This is a genomic window from Sulfitobacter sp. UBA1132 (assembly GCF_002311545.1).
GTDB classification, from domain to species: domain Bacteria; phylum Pseudomonadota; class Alphaproteobacteria; order Rhodobacterales; family Rhodobacteraceae; genus Sulfitobacter; species Sulfitobacter pontiacus.
The window spans coordinates 115,952-133,179 of record NZ_DCAN01000019.1; the positions used below are offsets into that span (position 1 = coordinate 115,952).

Annotated in this window: 19 protein-coding genes; 12 read left to right on the plus strand and 7 right to left on the minus strand. The window is 61.6% G+C overall.

Annotated features, from left to right (window positions below; translation table 11 throughout):
• Positions 1-9: 9 nt before the first annotated feature.
• Together metG and B4F27_RS14355 are read right to left on the minus strand one after the other, a co-directional pair.
• Positions 10-1,722 (minus strand): methionine--tRNA ligase, encoded by a 1,713-nt coding sequence (gene metG / locus B4F27_RS14350; protein ID WP_286759962.1) that lies wholly within the window; start codon positions 1,720-1,722, stop codon positions 10-12.
• A 55-nt stretch (positions 1,723-1,777) separates the two neighbouring features.
• Entirely contained in the window at positions 1,778-3,007 is a 1,230-nt protein-coding gene (locus tag B4F27_RS14355; protein WP_005849273.1) for an MFS transporter, read from the minus strand.
• Between the two features lie 166 nt (positions 3,008-3,173).
• On the opposite strand from B4F27_RS14355, the gene B4F27_RS14360 reads away from it, so the two are divergent.
• The 5 genes from B4F27_RS14360 to B4F27_RS14380 are packed head-to-tail and all read left to right on the plus strand — an operon-like array spanning position 3,174 to position 8,070.
• A complete protein-coding gene (locus tag B4F27_RS14360) occupies positions 3,174-4,214 on the plus strand; it encodes an aldo/keto reductase (protein WP_074634588.1) in 1,041 nt (346 codons plus the stop codon).
• Positions 4,215-4,256: 42 nt separating this feature from the next.
• A complete protein-coding gene (locus B4F27_RS14365) occupies positions 4,257-5,165 on the plus strand; it encodes a 3-keto-5-aminohexanoate cleavage protein (RefSeq protein ID WP_074634587.1) in 909 nt (302 codons plus the stop codon).
• Positions 5,162-5,665, plus strand: coding sequence for a lipocalin family protein (locus tag B4F27_RS14370; RefSeq protein WP_286759963.1), 504 nt, complete (start codon positions 5,162-5,164; stop codon positions 5,663-5,665). Before B4F27_RS14365 ends, B4F27_RS14370 begins: the two co-directional genes overlap by 4 nt.
• The gene (locus B4F27_RS14375) at positions 5,662-7,137 is read left to right on the plus strand and encodes a carnitine 3-dehydrogenase (protein ID WP_286759964.1); all 1,476 of its coding nucleotides are present in this window, start codon (positions 5,662-5,664) and stop codon (positions 7,135-7,137) included. The genes B4F27_RS14370 and B4F27_RS14375 overlap by 4 nt, the downstream gene beginning before the upstream one ends.
• Before the next feature lie 15 nt (positions 7,138-7,152).
• On the plus strand, positions 7,153-8,070 hold the full coding sequence (locus tag B4F27_RS14380) for a DMT family transporter (RefSeq protein WP_286759965.1): 918 nt from the start codon (positions 7,153-7,155) through the stop codon (positions 8,068-8,070).
• Here the strand turns inward: B4F27_RS14380 and B4F27_RS14385 are convergent.
• Positions 8,067-8,762: an NUDIX hydrolase gene (locus B4F27_RS14385; RefSeq protein ID WP_009825059.1), complete on the minus strand. Its 696-nt coding sequence runs from the start codon at positions 8,760-8,762 to the stop codon at positions 8,067-8,069. The two genes, B4F27_RS14380 and B4F27_RS14385, sit on opposite strands and share 4 nt — an antisense overlap.
• Before the next feature lie 48 nt (positions 8,763-8,810).
• Positions 8,811-9,215 carry a DUF983 domain-containing protein gene (locus B4F27_RS14390; protein ID WP_286759968.1) on the minus strand — a complete coding sequence of 135 codons (405 nt, stop codon included), beginning with the start codon at positions 9,213-9,215 and terminating at the stop codon, positions 8,811-8,813.
• Between the two features lie 213 nt (positions 9,216-9,428).
• Between B4F27_RS14390 and B4F27_RS14395 the strand changes: the two genes are divergently transcribed.
• The 5 genes from B4F27_RS14395 (at position 9,429) to B4F27_RS14415 (ending at position 12,204) form a co-directional block, all read left to right on the plus strand.
• Positions 9,429-10,076: an EF-hand domain-containing protein gene (locus tag B4F27_RS14395; RefSeq protein ID WP_286759969.1), complete on the plus strand. Its 648-nt coding sequence runs from the start codon at positions 9,429-9,431 to the stop codon at positions 10,074-10,076.
• A 55-nt stretch (positions 10,077-10,131) separates the two neighbouring features.
• Entirely contained in the window at positions 10,132-10,734 is a 603-nt protein-coding gene (locus B4F27_RS14400) for an RNA polymerase sigma factor (RefSeq protein WP_414717705.1), read from the plus strand.
• The gene (locus tag B4F27_RS14405) at positions 10,721-11,083 is read left to right on the plus strand and encodes a hypothetical protein (RefSeq protein ID WP_235183798.1); all 363 of its coding nucleotides are present in this window, start codon (positions 10,721-10,723) and stop codon (positions 11,081-11,083) included. The genes B4F27_RS14400 and B4F27_RS14405 overlap by 14 nt, the downstream gene beginning before the upstream one ends.
• A gap of 3 nt (positions 11,084-11,086) precedes the next feature.
• Positions 11,087-11,596 (plus strand): periplasmic heavy metal sensor, encoded by a 510-nt coding sequence (locus B4F27_RS14410; RefSeq protein WP_286759970.1) that lies wholly within the window; start codon positions 11,087-11,089, stop codon positions 11,594-11,596.
• A gap of 113 nt (positions 11,597-11,709) precedes the next feature.
• A complete protein-coding gene (locus tag B4F27_RS14415; RefSeq protein ID WP_005849249.1) occupies positions 11,710-12,204 on the plus strand; it encodes a hypothetical protein in 495 nt (164 codons plus the stop codon).
• Positions 12,205-12,263: 59 nt separating this feature from the next.
• On the opposite strand, the gene B4F27_RS14420 is transcribed toward B4F27_RS14415, so the two are convergent.
• Genes B4F27_RS14420 through B4F27_RS14430 form a run of 3 tightly spaced genes read right to left on the minus strand, consistent with a single transcriptional unit; the run spans position 12,264 to position 14,802 of the window.
• A complete protein-coding gene (locus tag B4F27_RS14420) occupies positions 12,264-12,824 on the minus strand; it encodes a TadE/TadG family type IV pilus assembly protein (protein WP_286759971.1) in 561 nt (186 codons plus the stop codon).
• Positions 12,824-13,363, minus strand: coding sequence for a TadE/TadG family type IV pilus assembly protein (locus B4F27_RS14425; RefSeq protein ID WP_005849245.1), 540 nt, complete (start codon positions 13,361-13,363; stop codon positions 12,824-12,826). Before B4F27_RS14425 ends, B4F27_RS14420 begins: the two co-directional genes overlap by 1 nt.
• Positions 13,360-14,802, minus strand: coding sequence for a TadE/TadG family type IV pilus assembly protein (locus tag B4F27_RS14430; protein ID WP_286759972.1), 1,443 nt, complete (start codon positions 14,800-14,802; stop codon positions 13,360-13,362). The genes B4F27_RS14425 and B4F27_RS14430 overlap by 4 nt, the downstream gene beginning before the upstream one ends.
• A 344-nt stretch (positions 14,803-15,146) precedes the next feature.
• Between B4F27_RS14430 and B4F27_RS14435 the strand changes: the two genes are divergently transcribed.
• Together B4F27_RS14435 and B4F27_RS14440 are read left to right on the plus strand one after the other, a co-directional pair.
• Positions 15,147-16,577 (plus strand): Glu/Leu/Phe/Val family dehydrogenase, encoded by a 1,431-nt coding sequence (locus B4F27_RS14435; protein ID WP_286759973.1) that lies wholly within the window; start codon positions 15,147-15,149, stop codon positions 16,575-16,577.
• A 255-nt stretch (positions 16,578-16,832) separates the two neighbouring features.
• Positions 16,833-17,141, plus strand: coding sequence for a hypothetical protein (locus tag B4F27_RS14440; protein WP_005849241.1), 309 nt, complete (start codon positions 16,833-16,835; stop codon positions 17,139-17,141).
• The last annotated feature ends 87 nt before the right edge of the window (positions 17,142-17,228 follow it).

Here is a 17,228-nt window from a genome sequence, read left to right on the forward strand (position 1 = left end):
CTTGGCAGATCAGCTGCGCCCGCCTGCGAATTTTTCGGCCCATTCGTCGCGCTGGTCGTCGGTGATTTTCGCGAACAGCACCTCTGGCACCTCGAAGGTGTGACCGGGGGCCAGTTGGGCCAAGGCGGCAGGCACATCATCCGGCCATGCGGCGTTTTCAACCTTCATACTGTCAAGCATGCTGGCGGCGGCCGTCGGGATGAATGGCGCAGACAAGACCGCGTAAAGCGGGATCAGGTTCAGCGCCAAACGCACCTGCGCCGCGGCTTTGTCGGGGTCTGTCTTGAAGGTGGTCCAAGGGGCCTGTGCTTGCAGGTATTCGTTCCCCGCAGCCCAGATCGCCCGCAGCTCGGCGGCGGATTTGCGGACCTCCATCGCCTCCATCGCGGTTTGATAGCGGGCAACCCGTTCGGTTAGTTCGGCGATCAGCGCGTGTTCTTCAGGCCCGTACTCGCCAGCCGCTGGCACGTCTTCGCTGAACTTCGAGCGGCAGAATTTGGTGATGCGGCTGATAAAGTTGCCCAAGACATCCGCCAGATCCTTGTTCACGGAGGACTGGAAATTCTCCCACGTGAACTCCGCATCCGAGGTTTCGGGCGCATGGGACAGCAGCCACCAACGCCAGTAGTCCGCCGGCAGGATTTCGAGCGCCTGATCCATGAACACCCCACGCCCGCGCGAGGTCGAGAATTGGCCGCCGTCATAGTTGAGGTAGTTGAACGACTTGATGTAATCCACCAGCTTCCACGGCTCTTGCGAGCCCATGATCGTCGCAGGGAAGCTGAGCGTGTGGAAGGGGACGTTGTCCTTGCCCATGAACTGGGTATAGCGCACGTCGTCGGCCCCTTTGTCGGTACGCCACCAGCTTTCCCAATCCGATCCTTTGCCCGCATCGACCCATTCCTGCGCGCAGGCGATGTATTCGATAGGCGCGTCGAACCAGACATAGAAGACCTTGCCCTCCATCCCCGGCCAAGCTTCGTCGCCGCGTTTGACGGGGACACCCCAATCAAGATCGCGCGTGATACCACGGTCCTGCAGCCCGTCACCGTCATGCAGCCATTTCTTTGCAATAGAGGTGGTCAGCACGGGCCAGTCGGCCTTGCTGTTGATCCATTCGTCCAGCTTGTCCTTCATCTGCGATTGACGCAGGAACAGATGCTTGGTCGCGCGCATCTCGAGGTCGGTGGCACCGGAAACGGTTGATCGCGGGTTGATCAGGTCTTCGGGGTCTAGCTGTTTGGTACAGTTGTCACATTGGTCGCCGCGGGCATCCTCGAACCCGCAGTTGGGGCAGGTGCCTTCGACATAGCGGTCGGGCAGGAACCGCCCGTCGGTCTCGGAGTAGATCTGGCGCTGTTCCACTTCCTCAATCAGGCCCTGATCATAAAGCGCTGCGGCAAAATGTTGGGTCAGCGCCTTGTTCTGCGCACTGGAGGACCGGCCAAAGTGATCGAAGGACAGGCCAAACCCTTCCGCGATGCGGGCCTGAACCTCGTGCATCTCGGCGCAGTATTCCGCCACCGGTTTACCTGCTTTGGCAGCAGCCAGTTCAGCGGGCGTGCCATGTTCATCCGTCGCGCAGAGAAACAACACCTCGTGGCCGCGCCCGCGCTGATAGCGGGCGTATAGATCGGCGGGCAGCTGGCTGCCCACAAGGTTGCCCAGATGTTTGATCCCGTTGATGTACGGAATGGCGGAGGTGATAAGGTGGCGCGTCATGACTTGGACCCCGAAACTGCTTTTGCACGTCTCTAGCGCAGCGGCGGGGCAAGGGCTAGGGGGCGTCGCGTTCGCGGCTGCGACGCATCAGGCGGCCGATGGTAAAGGATGTGCGCGGCGCATAGACATAGGGGGTGCGTTTTGTAGCCGTAGGGCGGGCGCGCATCCGCGTCAGCCCAAAAAGCACCAGCACCCCGTGCCCGACCGAGATCATGGTAAACAGCGCCGCGGGGCCAAAGCCTTCGATCAGCACCGAGGCGATGTAGGGGGCAAAGATCGCCCCGACCGCGAACCAGAACATCAGCGCCGCCGAAAGCTCTACCCGTTCCGAGCTGCTGGCAAAGTCATGGGCGTGGGACGCCGCGACGGAATAGATCGGAAAGGTCGTGAGGCCAAAGAAGGTCGCGGCAAGGAAGATCGCCTGCGTGCCCATGCCCGCCGACATCACGGTGACCGCGCAGCTAAGCATTGATGCAGCCGACAGCCAGATCAGCACCCAGCGGCGGTCGAATTTATCGGCCAGCCAGCCGACGGGGAACTGCGCCAAAGCGCCCCCCAGCACGAAAGCCGACAGGAACCACGCGATCTGACCGGCGGTCAGCCCGACTTCTTGCCCATAGATCGGCCCGACCATCCGGAAAGACGCGCTGGACAGGGCCGCGACAACCACGGCGGCGACGGCCAGCGGGGATCGATCAATCGCGAGCTTGGGGCGCAGCCGCCCTTTTTCGGGGGTTTCGGGTTGGGGCAGGCGGGTCAGCACCAGCGGGATCAGCGCGGCACAGCACAGGATCGCCAACAGGTTGTAGGACACATAGGACGCGGGCGCGAGCACGCCGATGATCATCTGCGCTGCCAGTGACCCGCTGGTATCAACCACACGGTAGGCCCCCATGGTGCGGCCCCGCGTCTCGTTCGTGACCTTCGCCTGCAACCATGCTTCGACCACCGTATAGCATCCGGCGACGCAGAACCCCGACGCGACCCGCATGAGCGCCCAGGCATAGGGGTCCAGCACCATCATATGCGACAGCAGCCCGATCGCGCCCGCAGCGGTAAAGGCGGCGAAGGCGCGGCTGTGCCCGACAGTGCCCAAAAGGCGCGGCGCGCCCCAGCAGCCCAGAAAAAAGCCGACGAAATGCGCCGAGCCCAAAAGGCCGATCTGCTGGTTTGTGAACCCCAGTTGCGTGCCCGACAACACGTCCAACGGCCCCACACCGCCTGACGACAGTTGCAGCAGAATGACGGAAAGAAACAGGGCGGCGAAGGAAATGAGAAGGCGCATATCGTGGTACTCTGTGCCCATTTTCAGGCAAGACCAATGGCCAAAGCGACAGTCACGCGAAAATTTTTACCCTTCGGCTTTTGCACGGCGTGGCTGCCCGGAAAATGCGCTTGCGGTGACGTGGCGGAACAGAAAGGGTAGGCGCAAATCTAAACGAGGAATTCCAATGCAAAAGAACACGCTGGGTCACACAGGTATCGAAGTGACTGATTTCTGTCTGGGCTCAATGACTTGGGGCACGCAAAACACCCCCGAGGAAGGCCATGCGCAGATTGAACGCGCCCTTGATGCGGGGATCAACTTTATCGACACCGCCGAGATGTATCCGGTTAACCCGATCAAGGCGGAAACCATTGGCCGCACAGAAGAGATCATCGGCCAGTGGATCGCCAAGACCGGACGGCGCGACGACTTTGTGCTGGCGACGAAGCACTCAGGCGCGGGGGCTCCGGTGCGTGACGGCGCGGGGATTTCGCCCGATACGATCCGCAGCACGCTTGAAGGATCGCTGAAGCGGCTCAACACCGATTATGTGGACCTCTACCAGTTCCACTGGCCCAATCGCGGCAGCTACATGTTCCGCAAGAACTGGGAGTATGACCCCTCGTCGCAGAACCGTGCCGAGACGATGGCGCATATGGAAGACTGCCTTGGCGCGCTGCAAGACGAGGTGACCCGCGGCACCATCCGCGCTTTCGGGTTGAGCAACGAAAGCGCTTGGGGGCTGACCCAATGGGTGAATGCCGCCGAACGCACGGGCGGCCCTCGTGCCGTTTCGGTCCAGAACGAATATTCGCTGCTGGCGCGCATCGCCGATACCGACGTGGCCGAAACATGCCACAACGAAGATATCGGGATGCTGTCGTATTCTCCGCTGGCGGCGGGGTTACTGACCGGCAAATACCAGAACGGCGCGCTGCCCGAAGGATCTCGCATGGCGATCAACGGGGATCTGGGCGGGCGCAAGACGGACCGCGTGTTCGATGCGGTAGATGCCTATTTGCAGATCGCGCAGAAACACGGGCTGGATCCGGTGCAGATGTCCTTGGCCTTCACGCGCCAGCGGCCCTTCATGACCTCGGTGATCTTTGGCGCGACCTCGCTTGACCAGCTCGAGGTGATCCTCGGCGGGATCGACCTGCATCTGGATGACGAGGTGATGGCAGATCTGGATGCCGCGCATAAAGCGCATCCGATGCCGTTCTGACCCTTCAAACGCCACGCCGGCCCTGAACCCAAGGAGTTTTTGATGCCTCTCACCATGAACAAGGACGTATTCATCACCTGCGCGGTCACGGGGTCGGGGGGCAGTCAGGACCGCAGCCCCCATGTGCCACGGTCGCCCGCACAGATCGCCGACAGCGCGATTGCGGCGGCCAAGGCGGGGGCTGCGGTGGTCCATTGCCACGTACGCGACCCCGAGACAGGCGCGCCGAGCCGTCGGCTTGATCTGTACCGCGAGGTGACGCAGCGCATCCGCGAGGCAGAGGTGGACGTGATCCTGAACCTCACAGCGGGGATGGGCGGCGACATCGTCTTTGGCTCGACCGAGCAGCCGCTGCCCCCTGTGGCCGGGACCGATATGATCGGCGCGGCGGAACGGGTGCAGCATATCAAGGAATGCCTGCCCGAGATTTGCACCCTTGATTGCGGCACAATGAACTTTGCCGAAGCCGATTACGTGATGACCAACACGCCTGGTATGCTGTCCGCCATGGGCCGGATGATGACCGAGCTTGGCGTGAAGCCCGAGATCGAGGCCTTTGATACGGGCCATCTGTGGTACGCCAAACAGCTGGTCAAGGACGGGGTGCTGGATAGCCCTGCTTTGGTGCAGCTGTGCATGGGCGTGCCCTGGGGCGCCCCCGATGATCTGAACACCTTTATGGCGATGGTGAACAACGTGCCGGACGATTGGACCTTCAGCGCCTTCGGGCTGGGGCGTCACCAGATGGCCTATGTCGCCGCCAGCGTTTTGGCGGGGGGCAATGTGCGCGTGGGGCTCGAGGATAACCTCTGGCTCGACAAGGGCGTTCTGGCGGAAAACTGGCAGCTGGTCGAACGCGCCGGAACGATCATCGAGAATATGGGCGCACGGGTCATCGGCCCGGCGCAGGTGCGCGAACAGCTTGGCCTGACCAAACGGGCCGCCGCATGAAGCGCGCGCTGCTGGCTCTGGCGCTGGCGCTTCTGGCCGGATGCGCGGCTCGGGCCCCTGATACCGTGCAGGGCCTGCGGGATAGCAAAGCGCTGATTGGCGCGACCAGCCGCTATGACGCGGCGCGATTCAAAGGGGCGTGGCTGGTCCGCGACAGCTTTGGCGACGGCGTGGCGCAGGTGGCCTTGGTCGAGACGACGCAGGGCCCCGCGTTCCAGCTGTGCTCACAGGTCGGCTGCGGCGGCGGCGGGACGCTGTGGTTGGCGCAGCAGCAGGGGCAGGGGCGCTATGCGCTGTCGCGCCCCGATGGCAGCACGCGCACGCTTTGGGTGCTTTGGGTCGACGAAGGGTTCCGCACCGCGGTGGTCGGCAATCCCGCTGGCGACTTTGGCTGGATCCTTGACCGCAGCGCCAGCGGCGGCGCGGACCGGATCGCGGCGGCGCGCGAGATATTGGACTTTAACGGCTATGACACGGACCAGCTGAGGATACGACAATGACCAAAATCGCAGCAATCATCGGCGGTGGTGTAATCGGCGGCGGATGGGCCGCGCGTTTTGCGCTGAATGGCTGGCAGGTACAGGTGTTCGACCCCGACCCGCAGGCCGAACGCAAGATCGCCGAGGTGCTGGCAAACGCCCGCCGCTCCATGCCCGGTCTGACCGATGTCGCCCTGCCCGCCGAAGGGGGGCTCCGGTTTTGCTCCAGCATCGCCGAGGCGGTGGAGGGGGCCGTGTGGATACAGGAAAGCGTGCCCGAGCGGCTTGAGGTCAAACACAGCACGCTCGCCGAGATTCAGGCCGCCTGTGATGCACAGGCGGTGATCGGATCGTCGACATCGGGTTTCAAACCGTCAGAACTGCGCGCGCGCAGCACGCGCCCCGATCAGATCATGGTCGCCCATCCCTTCAACCCCGTCTACCTTTTGCCGCTGGTTGAACTGGTCCCGGCCGAGGGGCAGGACGGCCCGCTGGTAGACCGCGCCAAGGCACTGCTGACGGGGCTTGGGATGTTCCCGCTGCATCTGCGCAAAGAGATCGACGCCCATGTGGCCGACCGTCTGCTCGAAGCTGTCTGGCGCGAGTCGCTCTGGCTGGTCAAGGACGGCATCGCCACCACGGAAGAGATCGACGACGCCATCCGCTATGGCTTTGGCATCCGGTGGGCGCAGATGGGCCTGTTCGAGACGTATCGCGTTGCCGGTGGCGAAGCGGGGATGAAGCATTTCATGTCGCAGTTCGGTCCGGCATTGAAATGGCCCTGGACCAAGCTGATGGATGTGCCCGATTTTGACGAGACCCTTGTTGATCTGATCGCGGGGCAATCGGACGCGCAGTCGGGGGCCTATGGCATCCGCGACCTTGAACGCATCCGCGACAATAATCTGGTCGCGATGATGCGGGCGCTGAAGCAGCAGGATTGGGGCGCAGGACGGTTGATGAAACAGCACGAGGCGGCCTTGCGCGCAGGCACCGTGCTTGAGGCGCGAGCGGCGGATATCGACGATCCGTCCCGGCCGGTGCCCACCGTCCATCGTGCCGTGCCGCTGGATTGGACCGATTACAATGGCCACATGACCGAGGCGAAATACCTTCAGGCCTTTGCCGATGCGACCGACCGTTTCATGGAGCTGATCGGCTGCGACGCGGCGTATATTGCCTCGGGCGGGAGCTTTTTCACTGCTGAGACCCATATCCGCCACGTGGACGAAGTGCATGCAGGCGCGGTGATCGACATACGCACCCGCGTGCTGCTGGGAGCGGGTAAGAAAATGCATCTGTGGCACGAGATGTACGAAGGCGACCGGCTGCTCGCCACGGGGGAACACTTCTTGCTGCATGTCAGCCTTGAAACCCGCAAACCCTCTGATCCGTCTGCGGAGATCGCGGCGGCGTTGACGCGCTTTGCCCAAGCCCATGCGGCCTTGCCGATGCCCGAGGGCGTGGGCCGCTTTGTGGGCGCGCCACGGTGATCGGGGTCCGCGCCCATGGCTGACACGCTGCCGGACCTGTGGATCCTCGTGACGCTGGCCGCGGCGGTCTTTCAGACCGGGCGGTTCATGCTGCAAAAATACCTCGCCACGGCGACCCTGTCGGCGGCGGGGGCGACGTTCTCGCGGTTTCTGTATTCCGCGCCCTTTATTCTACTGGGGCTCGCGGCCTATCTGGCGTTCAGCGCGACACCGCTGCCGCCGCTTGGGCCGGGGTTCTGGGCGCATGGGTTGGTTGGAGGTATGGCGCAGATCCTTGCGACGGTCTGTGTGGTGCTACTGTTCAAACAGCGCAACTTTGCCGTGGGCATCACCTTCAAGAAGACCGAAGTCATCCTGACGGTGCTGGTGGGTTGGATCATTCTGGGCGAGGGCGTCAGCGTCACGGGTTTCGCCGCGATTGCCCTTGGCGTGGTCGGGTTGTTGCTGCTGTCCGGCGGGGCAGAGGCCAAGGGCTTTCACTTGCGCGACCTGCGCAATCGCGCGGCGGGGCTGGGGATCGCGTCAGGCGCTCTTTTCGCGGTGTCAGCCGTGTCCTACCGCGGGGCGTCGCTGGCGGTGCAGACCGATCTGCCGGTGCTGCGCGCAGGCGTGACCCTTGCGGCGGTGGTGACGATGCAATCGCTGATCATGGCGGTGTATCTGCGGTTGCGCGAACCGGGGCAGATCCGCGATGTCTGGCGCGCGCGCCGGGTCGCGCTCTGGATCGGGCTAACCTCGATGGGCGGATCGCTGTGCTGGTTCATCGCCTTCACCTTGCAGAACGCGGCCTATGTCAAAGCCCTTGGTCAGGTAGAGCTGATCCTGAGCGTCGCGGCGTCCACCTTGTTCTTCCGCGAGAAAATCAGCCCCCGTGAGGCGGCAGGCATGGCGGTGCTGATCGCGTCGATCCTGATGCTGGTGATGGTCGCCTAGCTTGGCATCGGGCGCCCGCGCAAACGCAGGAACAGGCTTTCTTCGTCGTTATTCTTGAAGAACGGAACCGAGGCGGGCGGGTCAAGCTGCCGCGCGCGGGCCTCGACTTCGGCCAGCACCACCTCGGTGATGAAGGGCATGTCGAATTTGCGCGCGTCCGACAGGGCCACCCATTGCAGATGCGAAAGCTCGTCACAGGCGTCGTCGAAATTGTCGAGATCGGTGGCGATATCCTCGGCATCGACCAGAAAGAAACGCGCGTCAAAGCGGCGCGGACGGCCGGGAGGCGTCAGCGCGCGGAAAACGAATTGCAGCGGGGCCGCGTGGGGCAGATAGCCGCGCTGTGCAAAGGTCAGCCAGTCGGCAGGGGGCGTGCCCTCCCATGCGCCTTTCTGGCCAAGGATCAGGCCGGTCTCTTCCCAAAGCTCGCGGATCGCGGCCACCACCAAGGCATGTGCAAGGCTGCCATCGGCGTCTTCGGCCAGACGGTTCTGGCAGGTTTCATCGACCATGCTGGCCAGCGGCACCTGCGCATCGCCCAGATCGACCGCGCCGCCCGGAAAGACGAATTTATTGGGCATGAAGGCTGCCGTCGCACCACGCTGCCCCATCAGGATCCGCGGCGCGGTATGCCGGTCGCGGATCACGATCACCGTGGCTGCGTTGCGGATTTTACTTTTGTCGATGGTCATCGCCTTGCCCCATATCCTGTTTTTCTAGCGGGGCTTTTGGGGTGCCGGTCAGCTGGTGCTGCCGAACCCGCCCATGCGCTTTGCCCATTGGAAGCCGATCATGGCTCCTTTCAGTCTGGGCAGAAGGTAGAGGGACAATCCGACGCAGCCAACCGAAAAGATTGTAAACAACGTTAGTGGCTCGGGTCGCCAGACCACAAAGGCGATGTGCAGCCCCGGGGCCAGCAGGTGCCCGACAAGCAGGATCGTCAGATAGGCCGGCCCATCATCGGCGCGGTGGTGGAACAGTTCTTGGCCGCAGACGGTGCAGGTATCATTGACCTTCAGATAGCTTTTCAGCATCGGACCGGCCCCGCAGTTGGGGCATTTACGCCGCCAGCCGCGCAGCAGGGACTTCTTCATGCTGCGTTCATCTGTGTCTGCTTGAGGCATATCTACGGTCTGGTCAGTCATCTGGGCTTCCTTGTTCCCATCCTACATGCGGCCAAAACGCCGCGAAATAAAGGGATCTCGGGGCAGTTGCGTCGCCATGTCGCAAAGCCCGCGCAGGGGTGCCCAAAACTTTTTCACATTTTTTGCGACGGAATGACGGGCGGCTGTCGTTTGAACCGGTATCGCCACGCTGAAAACGGCGGGCGTTAGATAGATCACCAAAGGAAGAAACAGATGACAAAACGAGCAAATCTTCAGATCGCACTCTTGAGCGGCTTGATCGCATTGGGCGGCACGACACTGGTCGCGCAGAATGCGGATAAGGCAGAGGGCGGCAAGCAAAGCCACTTTGTCCAGTTGGACACCGATATGAACGGTGAAGTCACTGCCGAAGAAATGAAAGCCCACGCCGCGGCACGTTTTGCTGCTGCTGACGCGGATGGCGACGGCTTCCTGACACAGGATGAACTTGCCGCCGCAGCCAAGGCACGTCACGCCGAGCGCAGCCAGCGCCTGCTGGAGAAGCTGGACACCGACGGCAACGGGTCGCTTTCCGCGACCGAGCTTGAAGCCATGGGCAAGGGCAAAGGCGACCGGATGGCCAAGCGCCACGGCAAGATGATCAAGCGCATGGACGCCAATGAAGACGGCAAGCTGTCGATGGAAGAAATGGCCGGGCGTCACAGCCCCGAGCAGATGATCGAGAAGCTGGACACCGACAAGAACGGATCGCTGAGCGCGGAAGAGTTCGCCAAAGCCCGTATGGGTGGCAAGCATCACGGCAAACGCGGTGGTCATGACGGCAAGGACGGGCACGGTAAACCCGGCAAACACATGAAGCACGACAAGTCCGATGACGGCGACGCGGCTGCAACGGAATAAGGCAAGCATGCGGGCGCGCTTGAACGGCGCGCCCGCAAAGGCTACCTCCGGTTTGATGGATATGCACGATACGACGGATGCCGACGGGGTGGATGATCCCGAACGCGCCTTGCTGCACCGATATGTGCAGGGGGATGCGGCGGCGGCACGGCTGTTGACGCTCCAGTTGACACCGCGCATCTTTGGTCACGCCTTCCGCATTCTGGGCAACGCGGCCGAGGCTGAAGACGTGACGCAAGACGCGCTGATGCGCCTGTGGAAGATCGCTCCGGACTGGCGCGATGGCGAAGCGAAGGTGACCACCTGGCTGTACCGTGTGACTGCCAACCTGTGCACCGACCGGCTGCGCAAACGCGGCCGTGGTGTCCCGCTTGAGGACATCGCGGAACCCGCCGATCCGAGCGAAAGCGCCGAGGCACGGCTGCAGCGCACGGCGCGCGAGGATGCCTTGCAAGCGGCGCTGGACAGATTGCCCGAAAGGCAGCGGCAGGCGGTGGTGCTGCGCCACATAGACGGGTTGGCGAACCCCGAGATCGCGACCATTCTGGATGTCGGGGTCGAAGCGGTTGAAAGCCTGACCGCACGGGGCAAACGGGCTTTGGCGAAACTTTTGGGCGCACGACGTGACGCCTTGGGATACGATGATGACAAAACGTGAAACAGATACGCTAGAGGCGCATTTCGAACAGGCGCGGGCGACCCCGCCGCAGATGCCTGCCGGTATGATGGACCGGCTGATCGCCGATGCGCTGGCGGCACAGCCCGCCCCTGCGATAGGGGGCTGGCGTGGGTTCTGGCGCGCCATCGGCGGCGCACCTGCCTTGGGCGGGCTGATCACGGCAACGGCTGTCGGGTTCTGGATCGGGGTCGCCCCGCCAAGCGGCTTGCCGGATGTCGCGACGCAGATCATCACCGGCGGCGACGATTACATCGTCGCCGATGCGACATCGCTGGACACCTATACGTCAGATCTGACGGCGTTCGGCTGGGACTTGGACGAGGGATAGAAAATGGCAGGCTTTGCATTCAAAAGCACGAAGACACTGCGATGGGCCTTGGGGCTGTCGCTGGGGGTGAACCTGCTTGTGCTGGGGCTGGTTGCGGGGGCGGTCTATCGCTTTGACGGGCCGCATGGTGGCGCGATGCGGCACATGCGCGACTATGGCACGCCCTACGTCATGGCGCTGCCTGAAGAACGCCGCCGCGCCGTCTTTGCCGATGCGCGCAAGGGGCGCGAGGATAAATCCGTCAGCCGTGCCGCACGCCGCGCATTGTACCAAGAGGCGCTGACAGCCATCCGCGCAGAGCCCTTTGACCCCGCAGAAGCACGCCGTGTGCTGGGCCTGCAACGCGACGCCACGCTGACCGTTCAGCAGACCGTTCAAAACGCGTGGCTGGCCGAGTTGGCGCAGATGTCGGCGACCGAGCGTGCAGCTTATGCGGACCGAGTCGAGGAAATGCTCAAGCGCGGCAAAAAGGGCAAACGCGACGGCGCAAAGCCTCCGAAGGCCGGTCAATAGGCTGGCAACTGGCCCAAGCGGTCAGGGGCTGCGATGCGGGATTGCGCGGCGCGGGCTTGCCAAATGCGCGCCCGGCGCGGTAGGCAAAGCGACCTTAACGAAAGTCGCGCCCCATGCTCCCTGAATTCAACGATCCAAACGAAGTTCTTGCCACCACGCGTGCCTCCTCTGGGCGGCGGGCCATTGGCCTGACGGCGCTTGGGATATTGGGGCTGTTCCTGATCTACGTCGCGTTCACCTCGTCGCCCGGTCTGGGCTGGCAGGTGTTCTTGCTGGCAATGGGGGGGCTGGCGCTTTGGATGGCTGACAAGATGCGCCGCGCAACCGCGGGCGCGATCGAGCTGACGGCCACCGAATTGCGCGACAGCGACGGTACGGTGATTGCACGGGTCGAAGACATCATCGGGCTGGATCGCGGCGTGTTTGCGTTCAAGCCGTCTAACGGTTTTCTATTGCGCACCAAGCCGGGTACAGGCGGTGACCGCATCTGGCGCCCGGGCCTGTGGTGGCGGATTGGCCGACGCATCGGTGTCGGCGGCATGACCCCCGGCAGTCAGACCAAGTTCATGTCCGAGATCATCTCTGCCATGATGGCAGAACGATCCTAAGCAAAAGGCCCGCAGGCAGATCGCCGCGGGCCTTTTCTTTCTGTCGTGATCGTCGGCGTTTACGCCCCGTCCGAGTAAAGCACCCAAGGGGCGTAGCGCGGACGGGTAAAGACGAAGTTCTTCACCTCTTGCACCGGCAGCCCGATGTTGAAGGGCGGGGCAAATGACGTCCATGTCTCGGTGACGGTGATATATTCACCATCCTCCAGTTCCGGGATTTTATCCGTCCAGCCGGTCACATCCGCTTGGGTCGCGTCGCTCAGGCTGCCGCGGGCGCGGGACCAATGCAGCAGGAACCGCTTGTTCTTCTGATCGTATTTCGCCGAGGTGATGCGCACTGTCGTTTCACCCGAGGAACGGGTCATATAATCCAGTAGATCCTGAATGCCGTCCATATAGGCAGTGTCCATCGGCAGCGTCTCGCGCGAGATCATATCGCCGATGGTATAGGCCGCTTTCTGGTTGGTGTAATATTCCTGATAGGTCTGGAAGAAGGTAAACATCGCCAGATAGACCCAGAAAACCATGGGCATCATGATCACGGCTTCGATCGAGGCGCTGCCGTCCTGATCACGCAGAAAGCGCGCCAGTACACGGCGTTTGAGAAAAGAGATAACCATTAGCTTGGCTCCTGCACAAAGGAGGATACAGCGTACATGCTGCCCTGACCCGCGCCATCGGTTTCGAACTTGAAGCCCATAGCGCTGCCCGGCAGCATCGGATCGAACTTGACGCAGGCCCGCAGCAGCATCAGCTGGTGCTGCGCCCCAAGGGTAAAGCCGCGTTCCTGTTTGACGGGCAGGGATTTGTCCACGCAGTCGGGCGAGGCGTTCATCGCGGCGAAGTTGCGCGGGTTCACCAGCACCATCTCAAGGCGCAGGGTATCCTTACAGTCGCCGATATAGCCCACGTTGTCACAGATCATCGTCTTGATCATGTCGTGGGTGATCGTCGTGCGTGTGTTCAGCCGGATATACCGTACTGCCGTTTCCAGCCCGCGGTTCAGGTGGAACTGTCGCAGGGAATAAAGGCTGACCTCGACCGACGCGAGGAACATGCCGAAGATGACCGGAAAGAGGATCACGAACTCGATCAGGACAACTGCGCCATCCTCACCCCGGCGGAACCGGCGCAGCGCTTGTGAAATGCGGGCGATCATTGGGTCAATCTCAACTGGTTGATCTGGCGGGCGATGGCGCGGAAGGCTTCGGAAAGCTCGACGCCTTCGACGCGGAAGAAGTGGCTGGGCGAGGAGGCGCAATCCTGCATCGCGGGCACGTCTTCGTCATCGACCTCGAACCCGATGGACCAGATCACGATCCGCTTGGCTTTGGCGGCGTCGCAGATATTCGACAGCAAGGTGTTCCCCAGCGTTTTGTTGTACTTGTGATAGTAGAAGTAGCCCCAATAGCGTGAGTCCACCTCTCGGCGAAGATACCACCAAAGGTTGTATTTGTTCCAGTGCACGTATTCGCTGTCGCTGTCATAGTAGTTACTGCGGATACGGTACGAGTTATCATTCGCGCCGTCCGTCATAAGGATAACAGTCTTAAGCGTTTCTGAATCGGTATAGCTCGCGGGGCGGTTGTAGAATTCACGGTCGACATAGCCAGCATTCACCAGCGAGTTGTTGATGTCCCGGAACGCCGGATCAAGCATCGCCGCGGCCCATTTCATGCCAAGGAAGATCGACGTACCAGCGCGCGGTACAAGATCATCAATCTGGTTCTTCAACGTGCGTTTGTTTTGTGAAAACGGGGTAATACGCTCGTAATCGTAGCGTGGGCAAACCGTATCGTCACGGTAGTTGTTGCGGCCATCGTAGTTCCACTGGAAGTGCTGCATCTGGTTATACCGGGTGCTGCTATTCATCGCGATTGAATCAAAGTCGCCATTGTCGAAATCAATGCAGTGGGAATAGTCGTGCTTTCTGTTCACGTTCATACGGTCCATGATCAAAGGGCCCGCGTTCACTTGTTCCGAGTAGGGGACCAGGGAGACTGAAATCAGGTCTTGGTTCTCGTCCTTCAGCACGGTGTCCAGAAAGATATCGGCGGCATTCTGTACTTCGCCCAGACGGTTATTGGTGGCCATCGAACCCGAGATATCGAGCACGAGCGAAATCTCGACTTTCGCAACGCGTTCTTCCGCCTGACTATGGGCGGGCACTTCGAGCGTGGGGAAACCAAAGCGGCCAATGAACTGGGTGTCCATGTCCTTGCTTGCGTCGACCGTCACGGTGCGAAAGTTCAGACCGTCATCCACCACGACATTCGACAGAAACTCGGTCATGCCCGATTTGGCAAAGTAGTCTTCCACCACCGTTTTGGGGTCACGCATCTGATCCAGATCGGCAGCGGCCAGAACGGCACGGTCCGACACAGCTTGCAGACGCGAGCGTTCCATCTCGTGGCGCATGAAGTCTAGCTGGATGCCACCCACGGCGATCATCATCATGATCATGAAAAGCGCGAGGATCGTCACCAACCCGTCGTCTTCACGGGCGAACCGCGTCAGCCGCTTGCGCAGGGGGAGGGTTACCCATTTACTCACTGTATTGTTCACCGGCATTTCCATGTCCTTATTCGTGCGACCCATGCGACAGACGCATTTCGGGCGGATCGGCGTTGCCAGCAGATATGCGGGGCGAAGTTGGCCGAAATAGGGCGAAATACGTTTAAAAAAGTGTATACTCAGACCGTTTTTGGGGCAGATCCCGCCGGAGCAGCCGGACTGTCCCCTGTCAGGAAACTTCGCGCAGGACTTGTCTTCTGTGCCGTGACTACTCGCTTTGGGCGATAAGTTTTCAAACTGATTAAAATTTGTGCGAAAACTTCGAAATATGGTGATTTACAGCTTTGCTTGACGCAGGTGCCATGTTCAAAAGGCGAGGCGATGAACCGGCCCGCATCAGGGTCGCAGAGCCAATTTAGGAGCGTAGAATGAACCCCGGAACCGAACCGAGCTTTCGCGATAGCGTCGACATCATGTTTAACCGGGCGGTGGCCCTGATGGACCTGTCGCCGGGTCTGGAAGAGAAGATTCGCGTGTGCAACGCGACCTACACGGTGCGTTTCGGCGTGCGCCTGCGCGGCGGTATCCAGACCTTTACCGGCTATCGCTCGGTCCATTCCGAACACATGGAGCCGGTCAAGGGCGGCATCCGGTACAGCCCCGGCGTGAACCAGAACGAGGTAGAGGCGCTGGCGGCGTTGATGACCTATAAATGCGCGCTGGTCGAAGCGCCGTTCGGGGGCTCCAAAGGCGGGCTGTGCATTGATCCGCGCGACTATGACGAACACGAGCTGGAATTGATCACCCGCCGTTTCGCATACGAGCTGATCAAGCGCGATATGATCAACCCCGCGCAAAACGTTCCCGCCCCCGACATGGGCACGGGCGAGCGCGAGATGGCCTGGATCGCGGATCAGTACAAGCGCATGAACACCACGGACATCAACGGGGTTGCCTGTGTGACGGGCAAGCCGATCAACGCGGGCGGCATCCATGGCCGCACCGAAGCGACAGGCCGCGGTGTGCAATATGCGCTGCACGCTTTCTTCCGCGACACCGAGGGGATGGAAAAGGCCGGTCTGGGCGGTGAGCTGGACGGTAAACGCGTCGTGGTGCAGGGCTTGGGCAATGTGGGCTACCACGCCGCCAAGTTCCTGAGCGAAGAGGATGGCTGCAAGATCACCGCGATCATTGAACGCGACGGCGCTTTGTTCGATGACCGTGGTCTTGATGTAGAAGAGGTGCACCGCTGGATTTCCATGCATGGTACGATCAAGGGCTATCCCGATGCGCCCCTTGAAGAAGACGGTGCCAAGCTGCTGGAAGCGGAATGTGACATCCTGATCCCTGCGGCGCTGGAAGGGGTGATTAACCTGACCAACGCGCATAACATCAAGGCCCCGCTGATCGTCGAAGCCGCCAACGGCCCCGTAACCGCCGGTGCCGATGATATCCTGCGTGCAAAGGGTGTCGTGATCATCCCTGACATGTATGCCAACGCCGGCGGTGTGACGGTGTCCTATTTCGAATGGGTCAAGAACCTGAGCCACATCCGTTTTGGCCGTATGCAGCGCCGCAACGAGGAAAGCCGCCACCAGCTGTTGGTGGACGAGCTGGAACGTCTGAGCGCCGATAGCGGCGTCGGCTGGCAGCTAAGCCCGAACTTCAAGGATAAATACCTGCGGGGCGCCGGGGAGCTTGAGCTGGTTCGCTCGGGTCTTTACGACACGATGAGCGACGCCTACCGGTCGATGGCGGAAGTCTGGCACAGCCGCGACGATGTCGAAGACCTGCGCACCGCCGCCTATTTGGTCAGCATCGGCAAGGTCGCCGCCAGCTACCGCGCAAAGGGGCTGTAACCTCGCGCGGGCCCTATGCTGCGCCCCTGAAAAGTTCCCCGAAAGCCGCTGTGATAGTGGCTTTCGGCAAAGACGCGCCAAACCGCGCAAGCGTGTACTGCGGAAAACCGCTCTGTCACTTGTATTCCAACGGGGGCTGGCTAGGTTCCTGCGCCAGGAGCACCCGCTCTCGTGTCCGCTGCAGCCTTCAACCTTAAACGGCGTAAGCAGTGGAAGGGCGGCGGGCTTGCAAAGAAACATTTAGGAGATGTGACGATGAAATTTGGTAAACTCATGATTGCCGCAGCATTGGCGACGTCCAGCGCGCCTGTCTTCGCCGCCACCAGCGCTGAAACCGATTGCCAGTATCAGGCAGATGTCGTGCAGGCCGTCCGGCAAGCGCGGATCGACCGCGTGAAAGAGCGTGACGTGCCGGATCACATCGCCTCCAAGAACCCCGAATGGCCCGATCGCTATGACGCGGTTGTCCCGCTGGTCGCCCCTTGGGTCTATGAAATGAAAATGCGCGACGTGAAGGGCAACGACCTTTCTGCCGCCTGGAACGAAATGTGTTTGGGCCAATGACGCCCGCGCGCGTCGTTTGATCGTGTCGTAGTCCCTGTCGGGGCGGTAAGACGGGGGCCAGCCCCCATCGCCCTGACGGACGATCCC

Coding starts and splice junctions, on each gene's coding strand:
- metG (WP_286759962.1), bottom strand. CDS start 1,722: ATGACGCGCCACCTTATCACCTCCGCCATTCCGTACATCAACGGGATC.
- B4F27_RS14355 (WP_005849273.1), bottom strand. CDS start 3,007: ATGCGCCTTCTCATTTCCTTCGCCGCCCTGTTTCTTTCCGTCATTCTG.
- B4F27_RS14360 (WP_074634588.1), top strand. CDS start 3,174: ATGCAAAAGAACACGCTGGGTCACACAGGTATCGAAGTGACTGATTTC.
- B4F27_RS14365 (WP_074634587.1), top strand. CDS start 4,257: ATGCCTCTCACCATGAACAAGGACGTATTCATCACCTGCGCGGTCACG.
- B4F27_RS14370 (WP_286759963.1), top strand. CDS start 5,162: ATGAAGCGCGCGCTGCTGGCTCTGGCGCTGGCGCTTCTGGCCGGATGC.
- B4F27_RS14375 (WP_286759964.1), top strand. CDS start 5,662: ATGACCAAAATCGCAGCAATCATCGGCGGTGGTGTAATCGGCGGCGGA.
- B4F27_RS14380 (WP_286759965.1), top strand. CDS start 7,153: ATGGCTGACACGCTGCCGGACCTGTGGATCCTCGTGACGCTGGCCGCG.
- B4F27_RS14385 (WP_009825059.1), bottom strand. CDS start 8,762: ATGACCATCGACAAAAGTAAAATCCGCAACGCAGCCACGGTGATCGTG.
- B4F27_RS14390 (WP_286759968.1), bottom strand. CDS start 9,215: ATGACTGACCAGACCGTAGATATGCCTCAAGCAGACACAGATGAACGC.
- B4F27_RS14395 (WP_286759969.1), top strand. CDS start 9,429: ATGACAAAACGAGCAAATCTTCAGATCGCACTCTTGAGCGGCTTGATC.
- B4F27_RS14400 (WP_414717705.1), top strand. CDS start 10,132: ATGGATATGCACGATACGACGGATGCCGACGGGGTGGATGATCCCGAA.
- B4F27_RS14405 (WP_235183798.1), top strand. CDS start 10,721: ATGACAAAACGTGAAACAGATACGCTAGAGGCGCATTTCGAACAGGCG.
- B4F27_RS14410 (WP_286759970.1), top strand. CDS start 11,087: ATGGCAGGCTTTGCATTCAAAAGCACGAAGACACTGCGATGGGCCTTG.
- B4F27_RS14415 (WP_005849249.1), top strand. CDS start 11,710: ATGCTCCCTGAATTCAACGATCCAAACGAAGTTCTTGCCACCACGCGT.
- B4F27_RS14420 (WP_286759971.1), bottom strand. CDS start 12,824: ATGGTTATCTCTTTTCTCAAACGCCGTGTACTGGCGCGCTTTCTGCGT.
- B4F27_RS14425 (WP_005849245.1), bottom strand. CDS start 13,363: ATGATCGCCCGCATTTCACAAGCGCTGCGCCGGTTCCGCCGGGGTGAG.
- B4F27_RS14430 (WP_286759972.1), bottom strand. CDS start 14,802: ATGGGTCGCACGAATAAGGACATGGAAATGCCGGTGAACAATACAGTG.
- B4F27_RS14435 (WP_286759973.1), top strand. CDS start 15,147: ATGAACCCCGGAACCGAACCGAGCTTTCGCGATAGCGTCGACATCATG.
- B4F27_RS14440 (WP_005849241.1), top strand. CDS start 16,833: ATGAAATTTGGTAAACTCATGATTGCCGCAGCATTGGCGACGTCCAGC.